This window comes from Halobacterium zhouii (assembly GCF_021249405.1).
Classification (GTDB): Archaea; Halobacteriota; Halobacteria; order Halobacteriales; family Halobacteriaceae; genus Halobacterium; species Halobacterium zhouii.
Window position 1 is genome coordinate 257,296 of the sequence record NZ_CP089593.1, and the last position, 13,561, is coordinate 270,856.

At 68.1% G+C, this 13,561-nt stretch carries 13 protein-coding genes; 7 read left to right on the top strand and 6 right to left on the bottom strand.

Features of this window, described 5'->3' with window-relative positions:
* Window positions 1–22 precede the first annotated feature (22 nt).
* The 3 genes from LT970_RS01250 to LT970_RS01260 form a co-directional block, all read right to left on the bottom strand.
* The gene (locus LT970_RS01250) at window positions 23–1,915 is read right to left on the bottom strand and encodes a helicase HerA domain-containing protein (protein ID WP_232687150.1); all 1,893 of its coding nucleotides are present in this window, start codon (window positions 1,913–1,915) and stop codon (window positions 23–25) included.
* A gap of 98 nt (window positions 1,916–2,013) precedes the next feature.
* The gene (locus LT970_RS01255; RefSeq protein ID WP_232687151.1) at window positions 2,014–3,360 is read right to left on the bottom strand and encodes an LLM class flavin-dependent oxidoreductase; all 1,347 of its coding nucleotides are present in this window, start codon (window positions 3,358–3,360) and stop codon (window positions 2,014–2,016) included.
* 132 nt (window positions 3,361–3,492) lie between these two features.
* Window positions 3,493–4,716, bottom strand: coding sequence for a carboxylate--amine ligase (locus tag LT970_RS01260; protein WP_232687152.1), 1,224 nt, complete (start codon window positions 4,714–4,716; stop codon window positions 3,493–3,495).
* Window positions 4,717–5,039: 323 nt separating this feature from the next.
* Here LT970_RS01260 and LT970_RS01265 point away from each other — a divergent pair, with 323 nt between their 5' ends.
* Both LT970_RS01265 and LT970_RS01270 read left to right on the top strand, forming a co-directional pair.
* Window positions 5,040–5,570, top strand: a complete 531-nt coding sequence (locus LT970_RS01265) for a 50S ribosomal protein L16 (RefSeq protein ID WP_232687153.1) — start codon at window positions 5,040–5,042, stop codon at window positions 5,568–5,570.
* A gap of 112 nt (window positions 5,571–5,682) precedes the next feature.
* Complete coding sequence (locus tag LT970_RS01270; protein WP_232687154.1) at window positions 5,683–6,537, top strand: ATP-grasp domain-containing protein; 855 nt, start codon at window positions 5,683–5,685, stop codon at window positions 6,535–6,537.
* Between the two features lie 82 nt (window positions 6,538–6,619).
* Here the strand turns inward: LT970_RS01270 and LT970_RS01275 are convergent, their stop codons facing one another.
* On the bottom strand, window positions 6,620–7,003 hold the full coding sequence (locus tag LT970_RS01275) for an Hsp20/alpha crystallin family protein (RefSeq protein WP_232687155.1): 384 nt from the start codon (window positions 7,001–7,003) through the stop codon (window positions 6,620–6,622).
* 112 nt (window positions 7,004–7,115) lie between these two features.
* Window positions 7,116–8,123 carry a type II glyceraldehyde-3-phosphate dehydrogenase gene (locus LT970_RS01280; RefSeq protein ID WP_232687156.1) on the bottom strand — a complete coding sequence of 336 codons (1,008 nt, stop codon included), beginning with the start codon at window positions 8,121–8,123 and terminating at the stop codon, window positions 7,116–7,118.
* A gap of 143 nt (window positions 8,124–8,266) precedes the next feature.
* Between LT970_RS01280 and LT970_RS01285 the strand changes: the two genes are divergently transcribed.
* The 5 genes from LT970_RS01285 (at window position 8,267) to LT970_RS01305 (ending at window position 12,991) form a co-directional block, all read left to right on the top strand.
* Window positions 8,267–9,214: an aminopeptidase gene (locus LT970_RS01285; protein WP_232687157.1), complete on the top strand. Its 948-nt coding sequence runs from the start codon at window positions 8,267–8,269 to the stop codon at window positions 9,212–9,214.
* A gap of 277 nt (window positions 9,215–9,491) precedes the next feature.
* The gene (locus LT970_RS01290) at window positions 9,492–10,151 is read left to right on the top strand and encodes an HVO_0476 family zinc finger protein (RefSeq protein WP_232687158.1); all 660 of its coding nucleotides are present in this window, start codon (window positions 9,492–9,494) and stop codon (window positions 10,149–10,151) included.
* 1 nt (window position 10,152) lies between these two features.
* The gene (locus tag LT970_RS01295; RefSeq protein WP_232687159.1) at window positions 10,153–10,815 is read left to right on the top strand and encodes a protein-L-isoaspartate(D-aspartate) O-methyltransferase; all 663 of its coding nucleotides are present in this window, start codon (window positions 10,153–10,155) and stop codon (window positions 10,813–10,815) included.
* A 502-nt stretch (window positions 10,816–11,317) separates the two neighbouring features.
* The gene (locus LT970_RS01300) at window positions 11,318–12,235 is read left to right on the top strand and encodes a class I SAM-dependent methyltransferase (protein ID WP_232687160.1); all 918 of its coding nucleotides are present in this window, start codon (window positions 11,318–11,320) and stop codon (window positions 12,233–12,235) included.
* Window positions 12,236–12,256: 21 nt separating this feature from the next.
* A complete protein-coding gene (locus LT970_RS01305) occupies window positions 12,257–12,991 on the top strand; it encodes a protein-L-isoaspartate O-methyltransferase family protein (RefSeq protein ID WP_232687161.1) in 735 nt (244 codons plus the stop codon).
* Window positions 12,992–13,030: 39 nt separating this feature from the next.
* On the opposite strand, the gene LT970_RS01310 is transcribed toward LT970_RS01305, so the two are convergent.
* Window positions 13,031–13,504 carry an Ig-like domain-containing protein gene (locus LT970_RS01310; RefSeq protein WP_232687162.1) on the bottom strand — a complete coding sequence of 158 codons (474 nt, stop codon included), beginning with the start codon at window positions 13,502–13,504 and terminating at the stop codon, window positions 13,031–13,033.
* Between the last annotated feature and the right edge of the window lie 57 nt (window positions 13,505–13,561).

The window sequence follows — 13,561 nt, forward strand, 5'->3', positions numbered from 1 at the left end:
GACTGCCTTCGACCGAACCGGGTCAGGTCCGCCACTGGTCTCTGAGTTCCGTGCGGGGCTTCGAGGGGTCGTCGCGTTCGACGACCGTCCGCAACTCCTGGGCGTCGAACCAGTACTGGCGGTCGCCGTCGCGGACGACGAGGTCGCGCGTGCGGAGTTCCCGGAGGAGGGTGTGCACGGCTTCGATGTCCACGTCGGCGGTGTCCGCGAGCGAGTGGGCGTCGCTGCCGGGGGTGGTGGCGAGGTCGGAGACGAGGGTCCACGCGTCGTCGTCGTTGCACTTCGAGTCGCGGCGCGCAGCGTTCACGCGCGAGACGACGGGCGCGGCCTGCAGCAGGTCGACGACGGTCTCCGGTTCGGGGTAGCCGTCGCGTTCGCCGTTCGATTCGCTCGCTCCTCCTTCCGCGGCCCCGCTCTGCAAGGCCGCGCGCTCGCCACGCCGCCGCAGGCGTTCCTGGACGGCGTCGACGACGACGTCGCTCGTGTCGTCGGTGTCGAAGACGAAGGCGTCGCCGTCGTCGGCTTCTGTGTCGTCGTCCGTTTCCGCATCGCCGCCCGGCCCTGTACCGTCGTCTGATTCTGCGTTGCCGTCTGCTTCCGCGGCGCTGTCCGCCTCCGCGGCGCTGTCCGCCTCCGCAGCGCCGTCCGCTTCCGCGTTCCCGTCCGCCTCCGCGTCCCCCACTCCCAAAGTACCGTCGTCGGTTTCCACGCTGCCGTCTCCTTCCGTGTCGGCACCGCTCGCGTCGTCGTCCGCCGGTCCACCGGTCCCGAGTTCGCCGTCGACGCGCGCCTCGAGTTCCTCGATGCGGGATTCGAGGTGGTCGATCTCCTCGTTTTTCGTCTGGAGCGTGGACTCGTAGGCCTCGGGCGGCGCGCCGTCGCCGTGCGCGAGCGCGTTCGCCATCTTCCGCGCTGCCGCGGAGACGTCGCGTGCGGTCTCGAGTTGGGACTCCAGGTCCGCGATTCGCTCCTCGCGGTTCTCAATCTTCGATTCGAGTTCCGCGATTCGGTCGCGCTCCTGTTCCTTGCGACTCGTGATGTCCTCGATGTCCTCGGTGAGCGACCCGCTCACTGACTTGAGGTCGGGGCGCTCGAAATCGTCGAGTCCCGGGGTGGCGCCCGCGTCGAACGTGCGCTTTCGCTTGAACTGGACGCGGCGCACCGCCTCGTCGCTCCAGTCGGTCTGGATGAACGCCTCGCCGTCGTCCAACTCGACGACCTCGTCGGCGTAGTCGCTGCCGACGATTCGCCTGACGACGTTCGTGTCGTTCTCCCAGGTGAGGCGGTGCCAGGCCAGCCAGTTCGCCTGCGTGATGAAGTCCTTCTTGACGTCCGCGGGGCGCTGGCTGATGCCGACGACGCCGAGGCCGTGTTTGCGTCCGCGTTTCCCGACCTTGATGAGGAGGTTCCCCGTCTCGCCCATCCCACCACCCTCCGGGATGTACTCGTGGCACTCCTCGACCACGAGCAGGAACGGCTTCTTGAGTTTCTTCTCCTTCGCGAAGAGGTGACGCGCCGTCTCGCGGAGCAACTCGTCGGCCTCGTCCTCGTCGAGGTAGCCCGACACGTCGAGGATGATGGGAACGTTCTCCTCGAGGGCGAGGTGCGCGAGTTTCTGGGCGTGCTCGGTGCCGACCTGGATGTCACACTCCTCGTCCGCGCCCGCGTGCAGGAGTTCGTACTCCTCTTTCAGGCCGTAGTACTCGCCGTCCGTGTCCACGATGAGAACGGGGTAGCCGGCTTCCAGGAGCTCCTCCACGACGACGCTCGTAGTGTTCGACTTCCCGGACCCAGACTTCCCCGTGACGAACCCCCTCCCGGTGAGCATCTCCACGATGGGGAAGGATAGCGGGTCGCCGTCTGCCGTCTCCCCGACGGGAATCCGCTGGTCGCCGTCCTCGGCGGTGTCTGCCATCGGTGGGTGGGACACAGCGAACGGGGAAAATGGTTGCCTTCCCCCGGACACGGATTGCCCGCCTCGAACTGTCTCGAAGACGACTGCCTGGCGCGATACTACTGTCTAGCGGGGTGGTCGTCGGGGAGTCGCCGTCGGCCGAACGTCGTTTCACGTAGCGTATCGCCCTCGTAGGATTCGCGGAGCAGTCCGCGTTCGCGGAGTTCGGGCACGACGAGGTCGACGAAGTCTTGCAGGCTGTCCGGGCGCGCGACTTCCTTGACGTTGAAGCCGTCGACGCCGACGTTCCGGAACCAGTGTTCGAACTCGTCGGCCACCTGCTCGGGGGTGCCGACGACGACCGGCGAGGTGGTGCCGAGTCCGGCGAACTCCGCCACCTCGCGGACCGTCCACTCGCGGTCGTCGTTCGACGTGAACGCGTTCACGACGCCCTGGATGGCTTCCGTCTCGATGTGTTCGAGTTTCTGGTCGGGGTCGAGTTCGGAGAGGTCCACGTCGACGAAGCCGGAGATGAGCGCGAGCACGCCCTCGGTGTCGATGCGGTCCTTGTACGCCTCGTGTTTCGCGTTCGCAATCTCCTCGGTCTCGCCCACGATCGGAACGATGCCGGGGAAGAACGCCAGCGAGTCAGGGTCGCGGCCTGCGTCGGCGGCGCGCTCACGGAGGTCCGTCACGTAGTCGTCGACGGCCTCTTCGGTGGGCTGGCTGACGAAGACAGCCTCGGCGTTCTCCGCCGCGAACTCGCGGCCGCGGTCCGAGGAGCCGGCCTGGTAGAGGACGGGCGTGCGCTGGGGCGACGGCTCGGCGCTGTGCGGGCCGGGCACGTCGAAGTACTCGCCCTCGTGGTCTATCTGGTCGACCTTCTCGGGGTCGCTGTAGACGCCGGCGTCGGCGTCGCGGACGACGGCGTCGTCGTTCCAGGAGTCCTCCCAGAGCGCGTAGCAGACGTCCATGAACTCGTCGGCGCGGTCGTAGCGCTCGTCGTGGTCCATGCGCTCGTCGTAGCCGAGATTGTCGGCGGCCGACTCGAGGTAGGAGGTGACGACGTTGAACGCGATGCGGCCGTCCGTGGTGTGGTCGAGCGTGGAGAACTCGCGGGCCAGCTGATAGGGATGGTTGTAGGACGTCGACTTCGTGACGGCGAACCCGAGATTGTCGGTGACTTCGGCCATCGCCGGAACGACGTACGCGGGGTCGTTCGACGGCGTCTGCACGCCCTTCTCGATGGCGGGTTCGTGGCTGTCTCCGAAGACGTCGTAGATGCCGCGGACGTCGGCGAAGAAGACGGCGTCGAAGCCGCCGCGTTCAGCGGTCCGCGCGACGTCAGTCCAGTACTCCCGGTCGTGGTAGCGGTGGGACTGGTCGCCGGGAAGCCGCCAGGAGCCTACGGAGACGTGCTCCACGGCGTTCATCGTGAAGAGGTTGAGCCGCATCCGGTCGCTCATTGGTCTTCCTTCCCGGGGGTGACGTTTAGCGTGGCTGCTACCGGCAGGGTCGTTGTGTTGTCACTGACGCCGGCAACACGTGACGCGAAGGGGGGATGGTGTGGGTTCAGCGGGGGAGCACGCGGAGCGCGTTCAGCAGGAACAGTAGTAGTCCCGACCACCGAACTCCACGTCCAGACGGTGGGCAATCGGCGCCGGGTCGCTCGGTCGGTAGACCGCCGTCGTGAGGTCGCCGCTCCGCTCGAAGTCGCCGGACGCCAGCGCCCGCCAGTCAGCGGCCGAGAGCACGTCCGCGAGTTCGTCGTTCGCGAGCAACGGGAGGTAGTCCTCGAGGGAACACCAGCGCGCGTCGGTGATGGGGCCGGCCTCGTAGTCGGCACCGGTGGCGTCGGCGTACGCCGCCATCGGGAGGTTCGCGCCGGCCGCGACGGGCATGGAGATCCACTTCCAGGGGCGCGTGTTCACGTCGAGGAGCACGTAGTCGTCGCGCTCGCGGTCGTAGACGAACTCGGCCTCGCTGATGCCGTGGTAGCCGGTTTCCTCGATGACCGAGAGGGCGCGGTCCTCGACCGTCGGGCGTTCGACGCGCTCGACGAGACACGACGTTCCGTATCCGAGCGGTGCGCGGACGCGAGCGTTCCCGACGACGGCCAGCGGGGCACCGTCCTCGGGGACGTAGGACGCGAGCGAGCAGTCCTCGCCGCGAGCGACTGGTACTTTCTCCTGGGCCATGATTTCGATGCCCGTCTCCCTCGCCATCTCGACGACGTCGTGGTACTCCTCGCGGTCCGCCACCTCGATGACGTTCGTGCCGACGGCTTCCTCGAACTCCCGCTTGCGAGCGGGTTTGACGACCAGCGGGAAGCCGAGTTCGTCGGCGGCCTCGTCAGCATCGACCTCGGAGAGCCGGTGAGTTTCGGGGTAGGGAACGCCGAGTTCCTCGCAGGTCCGGTAGAGCGAACTCTTGTCGAGCACCGCGTCGAGTACGTCACTGTCCGCGAACGGCAGGCGAACGCCCTCGGGTTCGGTCTCGGCGAACGCGAGCGCCCACTCGTCCATGCAGCCGAACGCGACGGGGTCGTGGTCGAGTTCCGCCGCGAGCGTTTCGACGTTCTCGCGGAACCGCTCGCGGTCGTCCAGCGGGTACGCGACGCGGCCCGCGAAGTCGACCGCGTCCGACGGCGGTGCGGCGCCGTCGCCCGAGCGGTCCAGCGCGACGACTGGCACGTCGTGGGCGTCGAGGGCGCGAGCCACAGACAGCCCGGTGATGTGGGCGTTCGCGACGAACGCCGGCGGTCGGTCGAAGTCGGCGTCCGCGAGCGCGTCGCGGAGCGCGTCGAACTCCAGGAAGGTCACACACCGTGTTCCAGTTGCGGTGGCTAAAACGGACGGATACCCGGCGCGGCCCGCCGGTATCGAAGACGGAGGGCCGAGAGACGCGTAGGGGTCGGGGGCCGAGCAGGTCGCCGTCTGCCGTCTCCCCGACGAGAATCCGCTGGTCGCCGTCCTCGGCAGTGTTTACTACCGACGCGAGGCCACAACCCCGGGGAGCAGTCCGCGAGAAAACGACTCGGGGTGCCGTCGATGGAAAGCGACAGCGACGCCGTTTGACGCACGAACAGACGAATCTGGTTCGAAGCCTTTATTCGAACGCTACGCCTGAGCCTACAGTAGTAACCATGTCCGAGAACCCGGCCTCCATGTACCGGAAGATCGACAAGCCGTCGTACACCCGACGCGACTACGTTACGGGTATTCCGGGCTCGAAGATCGCACAGCACAATATGGGCGACCTGCAGGCTGACGCCGACGACTACCCCGTCCAGATCAGCCTCGCTCCCGAGGAGGAGTGCCAGCTCCGCCACGGCTCGCTGGAGGCCGCGCGCCTCTCCGCGAACCGCCACCTCATCAAGGAACTCGGCGAGGGCAACTACAAGATGACCCTCCGCAAGTTCCCCCACCAGATAATCCGGGAGAACAAGCAGGCGACCGGCGCTGGCGCAGACCGTGTTTCCGACGGGATGCGACAGGCGTTCGGCGTCCCGGTCGGCACCGCCGCTCGCATCTGGCCGGACCAGCAGCTGTTCACCGCGTGGTGTGACGTCGACCAGGCCGAAGCCGTCAAGGAGGCCTTCCGACGCGCGTACAACAAGATCACGCCGCCGTGCAAGATCAACGTCGAGCGCGGCGAGGAACTGCTCGTTCGGTAATCGGACTTCACTTCATTCTCGGTTTTCGTGGTCTGTAGCGGTTGCGCTGGGGTACGCGGTTGGGACGGTACCCAAACCGCGGTTTTTAGACCTGCGCAACTAACCACCAGATATGCTCGGACTGGCGGTCGCCAACGACACGGAGACGTTCCAGCGGATGCGCGACCCGCTCGCGGAGCGCGGCGTCCGGGCGGAACACGTCTCCATCCGGGAGTCCGTCACCCCGCTCGACGACCCGCCGTTCGACCCGGCGCGCTTCGACGCCGGATTCGTGTACCCTGGTCGACTGATGGAGGGCGGGGTCGTGGACGCGTTCCTGGACGTGCCGTGGGTGAACGACCGCGCGGACGTCCTGCGCTCGCGGAACAAGGCTGGCGCGCTCGCCACGCTCGACGCCGCTGGCGTCCCCGTGCCGGACACCGTCTACGTGTCGAATCCCGCCGACGAGGACGACGTGCGCGCGGCGTTCGAGCGCTTCGACGCGCCCGTGGTGGTGAAGCCGAACTCGACGACGCGCGGGGTCGGCGTGACGAAGGTCCACGACGCGGACTCGCTGTCCGGGGTGACGGACTACCTCGACCTCGTGCACGACTATCGCGCGACCGGTGACAAGTCCTACCTCGTCCAGGAGTACGTGGCGGACGCCGCGGACTACCGCGTGATGGTGCTCGACGGCGAGGTCGTGGGGGCGGTCCAGCGGCGCGCGCCCGAGGGCTGGAAACACAACGTCCACCGGGGCGCCGACGCGGACGCCGTCGACCTCCCCGCGGAGCTTCGGGAACTCGCGCGGGACACGGCCGCGGCGCTCGGCGTCGACCTCCTCGGCGTGGACGTCCTGGTCACCGAGAATCGCGCGGTGGTCAACGAGACGAACGCGCGCCCGACCATCGACGACGAAGCGAAGTACGACGCGGACTTCTACGACCGACTCGCGGCGCTGGTCGAGCGAACGGCGGAGAACGAATAGCTGTCGTCGCTTCTTGTCGCTTCTTGATTCCGCGGGCGCGCTATCCGACGCCAGCAGTCGCGTTATCGCGCCAGTGGGCGCGCTACTCCACGTCGATGTTCGTGGACGTCTCCACGCGCTCGAAGCCGACCTCGAGGACGCCGTTGTTGTAGCTGGCGTCGCCGGAGCGCGCGTCGACGCTGCCCGGCAGGCGGATGCGTTCGTCGTACTCGCGGAGGTCGGACTGCGCGCTGATGGTGACGACGTCGCCGTCGCACTGGATGGAGATGTCACCCTTCTGTACGCCTGGGAGGTCCGCGATGACGCGGATCTCGTCGTCGGTCTCGTGGACGTCGACGTGTGTCTCCGAGGAGAATCCGGACTGATCGCCGTCGAACGCGGCCGCACCCCCCATCATCTCCTCCATCATCCGTTCGAGCTCGCGGAAGATATCACCGAACGGGTCGTCCCGGTCGTCGCGTCTCATGTAGCGGGCGTATGCAGGCACCGTGGAAAAGCGTTCGGACTCCACCGGTTTCCGAGAGATACGCAACCCATCACCAGCGCCGGAAAGACGGGTATTCGGCCGTTTCGAGCCCTCAGATGCCGAGTGCGTCGTTCGTCGTGGCGACGCTCTCGGCGGCGTCCGCGCTGTCCGTGATGGCGCGGATCGCGTCGACGTTCTCGGGGACAACGTCGGACTCCTGGTGGATGGCCTGGAAGCAGTAGAAGTCCCGGCCCTCGGTGGTGACGGACTCCCCCCATAGCTGGTTCTCCCAGAGGTCACCGCGCGGACGGCCCATGTCCATCGCGTACTCCTTGAGTTCGCCCGTGCTCTCGATGCCGAGGTCCTCGTCGAGGACCGCGATCCGGGATTCCTCGGCGAGCAGGTCTCGGACCTCGCTCGCGTCGACGTCCTCGCCGAGCGTGACGTTCACGGCGTGCATGTGCATCAGCGTCGCGGGCACCTTCAGCCCGAGCGTGTCGATGTCGAGGTCGGGGAAGATGGTGTTCACGTCCGGGCCGTGGTGGCTCGGAATCGAGATGGGGTCCGGGAGGATGTCGTTGATCGGGCCGCGGTCGCTCTGGGACGGGTCGCCACCGCGGCGCACCAGCGTCGCGCGCGCCTTCTCCACGCCGTACGCCTCGCGGAGCGGCGCGAGCAGACGGGAGAGCCCCGTGGTGTTACAGGAGACGACGCGGACGTGGTCCGCGCCGATGCTCTCCTCGAAGTTCGAGCGCGCGTTGAACGAGACGTCCGCGACGTCCGCGTCCTCGCCGCCCTGGTAGATGGCGGGCGTGTCGTACTCCTCGTAGAGTTCGCGGTTCTGCGCGCCGATGCCGGAGGGCGTGGCGTCCACGACGACGTCGCTCTGCGCGACGAGTTCGTCGACGAGTCCCGCGGTCTCGAGGCCTGCGTCCGCGAACTGGTGGGCTCGGTCCTCGATGGCGGCGTAGAGGTCGTACCCCCGCCTGCGGGCCTGCTCGGCCTCGTAGTTCGGTCGGGTCTTGGCGACGCCGACGACGTCCATGTCCGGCTGGTCGCGTACGGCGTCCGCGACCCGCTTGCCGATGGTTCCGTAGCCGTTGATGCCGACGCGAATCATGTACGTAAGCGTGCATCGCGATAGCGGATAACGGTTTCGAGGCCCCGATTTACACCGTTCCGAGTGAACTCGCTCGGTGTCGTCTGTACCGCCGCGCCGCTCGGATGAAAAAGACCTAACGCGCGCCGGGAGAACGACGACACATGGCCGACCTACGGAGCGCGGCGGAGACGGCAATCGAGCAGTGCCTCGGCGTCGAGGCGGGGGAGTCCTGTGCGGTCGTGACCGACGACAAGCGCCAGCCAATCGGCGAGGCGCTGTACGAGGTGGCGAGCGAGGTCACCGAGGACGTCACCATCATCCGGTATCCGCCGGGCGACCAGCACGGCGAGGAGCCACCGGCGCCGGTGGCGGCCGCGATGGCGGACTCAGACGTGTTCGTCGCGCCGACGACGAAGAGCATCAGTCACACTCGCGCCCGCGGAGAGGCCAACGAGGCCGGCGCGCGTGGCGCGACGCTCCCGGGCATCACCGAGGAGGTGTTCACGACGGGTCTCGACGCGGACTACGAGACCATCCGCGAGCACTGCGAGGACGTGCTCGCGCAGGTCGAGGACGCCGAGGAGATTCAGGTGACGACGCCAGCGGGCACCGACATCACGTTCGAACCCGGCGAGCGCGAGTGGCGCGACGACACCGGCATCGTCCACGACCCCGGCGCGTTCTCGAATCTGCCCGCTGGCGAGGTGTTCGTCTCCCCGGAGAACGCGAACGGCACGTTCGTCGTGGACGGAACGATGATGCCCCACGAACTGCTCGACGAGGGCCAGGAACTCCGATTCGAGGTCGAGGACGGGTTCGTCACGAGCATCTCGGACGACGACGTGCGCGAGCAGGTCGAAACCGCGAGTGAGGAAGTCGGGCAGGACGCGTACAACCTCGCGGAACTCGGCATCGGCACGAACGTCGCGGTCACCGACCTCGTCGGCAGCGTCCTGCTCGACGAGAAGGCCGCCGGCACCGTCCACATCGCCATCGGCGACGACGCCGGCATCGGCGGCGACACGGACGCCCCTCTCCACCTCGACGGCATCATCCGCGAGCCAACAGTCTACGCCGATGGTGAGGAAATCGACCTCCCCCAGGCCTGAGGCCGACTGACCAACCGCAGTGTCCCGGCTGATTGACACCCACTAATCTGCGGCCAATTGACCAGCCGGCAGCGGGCGGACTGAAAGGGGCCGCGTTCTCGGGGAAGGCGGCCGACGCAAGCACGTGAGCGGAGCGAACGTGCACAGCGAGGCCCCCGACCCGAGAACGCGGGGCTTTCGAGGAGACGTTGTCAGCAGGATTGGTAGCGGAGTGCTCCGACCAGAGAACCACTAGCGACTCCGCGCGTTTTTACGTCCTGCCCGAGTACACCCGCCCATGAGCGAGAACGCAGGGGAGCGAGTTCCCGTCGAGTGTCCGTCGTGTTCGCCGGACCTCGAGACAGTTCACGAGGTGTTGACGACCGGCGGCGGCACGGCGACGGTCAAGTGCACGGAGTGTGGCCACGTCCACAAGCAGCCAATCGAGTCCGAGGAGACGGCGGCAGCGGACGTCGTCGTCTCTCAGGACGGCGAGTCGTTCACGACGACGGTGGAGGCGCCCGCCGACGAGACCGTCTACGAGGGCGGGGAGTTCATCGTGGAGACGGAGGAGGCCATCATGCAGGTGCGGGTGACGAGCATCGAGACGGGGCCCGAGCAGCGCGAGAGCAGGGCCGCTGTCGAGGACGTGGAGACGTTCTGGACGCGCGCGGTGGACAACGTCTCCGTGGACGTCACCGTCCACCCGAAGGACGGCGAGCACGACGAGACGCAGGGCGTGACGCTGCACGTGCCCGGCGACCACGAGTTCGTCATCGGGGAGACCGTAGAGTTCGGGGACGAGAAGTTCGAGATCACGGGCATCCACATCCGGGAGAACGCCGTGGACGGCTACAAGTTCCCGAAACTCGGCGACGACGGCGACACGGTCGTGGCGAAGGACGTCAAGCGGGTGTACGGGCGGGACGAGACGATGGCCGCGTGGTCGGCGTGGTAGTATGCCAGACGGACGCGGTGGCACAGACGACGGACGCGACGACGCGGCCGCTGCGCGCGAGGCGCTAGCGGACGCGCTCGCCGAGCGCCCGAACGTCAGCGAGCGCGCCGCCGACGCGATTCGCGCGGTGCCGCGCCACGAGTTCGTCCCGTCGGAGCAACGGGACGCCGCGTACGACGACCGCCCGCTCCCCATCGGGAACGGCCAGACCATCAGCGCGCCCCACATGGTTGCCATCATGGCGACGGACCTCGGCGTTCAGGACGGCGATTCCGTGATCGAGATCGGGGCGGGGTGTGGCTACCACGCCGCGGTCACCGCCGAGCTGGTCGGGAGCGAGAACGTCTACAGCGTCGAGTACGATTCAGAACTCGCGGAGAATGCGCGCGAGACACTCACGAACGCCGGATACGGCGACGTCTCGATCCGCACCGGCGACGGCCGCGACGGCTGGCCGGAACGCGCGCCCTTCGACGCCGCGTACGCGACCTGTGCCGTCCCCGACTTCCCTGACGCAGTCGTCGAGCAGGTCCGGGGCGGCGGCGTGCTGCTCGCACCCGTCGGCGACGGCCGGCAGCGACTCGTCCGCGCGACCAAACGGTCGGACGGGTCGATCGACCGGGAGGACAGGGGTGGCGTTCGGTTCGTCCGAATGCGCGGCTAGTCGGTTGGTGCTTCTCTGTCAGTTTCGAAGACTGGGTCCACTTTGCAGACACCCGAAAAGTCCCGGCTGCCGCACCGTAATTCTCGTTTGGGAACACCCAGAAAGCCCCGTGGCGCTCGCGGTCGCTCGCCGACATCTCGTTCGCTTCGCTCACGATAGGGGTCGGCGAGACGACCACGCAGGCGCGAGCGCCACGCCCCTTTCAGTCCCACCTCGCACCGGCCGGGCAACCGGCCAACGGGAGGACTGGAAGGGGCGGTGCGCTCGGCAGTCGAAACGACGTAAGCACGGAAGCGAACGCAGTGAGCGACGCGCGCAGCGAGTTGCAGGCGCCGAGCGCACCGGGGCTTTCTGGATGTCGACAGGAGTGCTATCATTCACTCCGGTGGGGGCTTTTTGGGTGGCCACAGAAGCAGTCCTGTTCACGGTAGCGAAACGTTCCGAGTAGAAACCTGGAACAGACGGCGAGTGACTTTAACCGACTGGGCGACGAGCGCCACGCATGGACACTCGGGAACTGTTGTTGTTCCGCGCCGCGCGCGAAACCGGCATCCTGGACGCCCTGGTCTCCGACGCCGACACGCCAGCGGAGGTCGCGGACAGCGCGGGCGTCACGGAGCGCGCCGCCCGCCTCACCGTCGACGCGCTCTGTGACATGGGCTTCCTGGAGCGCGTGGACGACGGCGTCGAGCCGACCAATCGGATGCTCGGATTCATCACGAAGACCGACGTGCGCTCGATCGGCAGTCTGCCCCACGAACTCGACCAACTCGACGCGCTCCTGGCGCTGCCCGAGACGATGGAGAGCGGCGACCCACCACTGTTGAACGCGGACTGGACGCGGAACTGGCTCGGGGCGCGCGCCGCGGAGGACGACGCGAGCGTTCGCGCCGCTGTCACCGCGGCCGTACGCGTGTGTCCGGACGCCGACGACGTGCTCGTGTTGGCCGACGGCCCCGGCCAGCACGCCGTCGAGTTCGCGCGCCGCGGGTTCGACGTGACGCTGCTCGACGACCCCGAGGTGGTGGACGCCATCGACCCGCTGCTCGAACACGAGCGCGTGTCACTCGTGGCCGCGGACCCGCTCGACGGCGTCGGCGAGAGCGGTGAGTTCGACCTCGTGGTGTATCCGCGGGTCGCGCGAGAGTACGGGCCCGAGGACAACCGCCAGTTGCTCTCGAGTGCGCGCGACGCGCTTCGAGAGGACGGCATGGCGGTCCACCTGGACGCGTTCCGCAACGGGGACCCGGACGCCGCGCTCGCCGCGGAGGTACTGGCCCGCACGAAGGCCGGCGACTGCTACCGGGAGGAGACCGTCGGCGGGTGGTTCTCGGACACCGGGTTCGCGGACGTCCGAGCGGGCGACGTCCCGGGGACCGATCTGCGGTTCGTCGCGGGGCGCAGGCGCTCGATTCAATAGGCTTCGCGCCCTCGATTTCGTATGGAGTTCGCGGCCCTCCGCGACGAGATGGTCGCCAGTCTCGAACACGAGACGAAGGCCGTCGTGGAGTCCACCGAGACCGCTCGCGCGATGCGCGCGGTCCCCCGCCACGAGTTCGTCGACGCGGAGCACCGCGCGTACACCGACCAGTCCTTCGAGCGCCTCGGCACTCGCGTGCTGTCGCCCTCGGCCGTCGGGTTGCTCGTCGAGGCACTTGCACCGAAACCCGGGGACGATGTGCTCGTCGTCGGCGCTGGTGTCGGCTACACCGCCGCCGTAATTGCGGAGATCGTCGGCGGAGAGCACGTCCACGCGCTCGACATCGACCGACGAATCGTGTACGAGGCGCGTGGGAACCTCGCGGACGCGGGCTACGACGACGTGCTCGTGGACTGCCAGGACGGCGCGCGTGGACTACCCGAGTACGCGCCGTTCGACCGCGTACTCGTGGAAGCCGGCGCCGTTCGGTCGCCCGAGGCGCTGGTCGACCAGCTTACACCGGGTGGCCGACTCGTGTTTCCGAAAGGCGCGAGCAGCCAGCGCCTCGTGGCCGTCGAAGACGGCGGTGTGGTGGCGGCTTACGCCGACGTGACGTTCGCGCCGCTGCTCGTCGACGGCGAGCAGGCGAGCGCCGTCGAGCGCAACCGGACCGTGCGCGAGGACCGCGAGCACGCTGTCCGCGCGGCCGAATCGCGTCGGGGCTGGGAGCACGAGTGGATCGACTGGGATGGCTGACGCGGTCGACGGCGGTAAGCGCTCCCCAGACGCCGCCGTTCAGTCGCGGACCACGAGCACGTCGCTGTTCGGCCGGCGGTCCTCGTAGTTCGACGCGGCCGGCGGCTGCAGCGATATCTCGAGGGTTCCCTCCGCCTGATTCGGGCCGAGGGACGGATCGACGTGGAGTGTTGCTACCCCCTGCTCGTTGGTCGTCGCGGTGGCGACGCCGTCGAGCGAGGCGGTGCCGGATTTCACGACGACCGTGGTGTCGGCGACCGGCGCGCCGTCGGCGTCGACGGCGGTCACCGTGAGCGTCTGTTCGCCGGGGGAGACGACCTCGGGGCTGGGTTTCGCGTCGAGTTCGCTGACCGCGAGCGTGTCGACGCCCGACACCATGTTCAGGAGGACGCTGAGCGTGGCGACGCCGACGACGAACGCGACGACGAGGCGGACCGGGAGTCCCTCGATTGCGCGCTCGTCGTTCGCGAACTCGTCGACGCGGAGCAGAGTCGTGGGGTCGATGGTGAGCACGGGAGTGGGTGGCCCCGCTCTCGGGTATAAAGATTCGTTCGACGGTCGGGGGTTCTG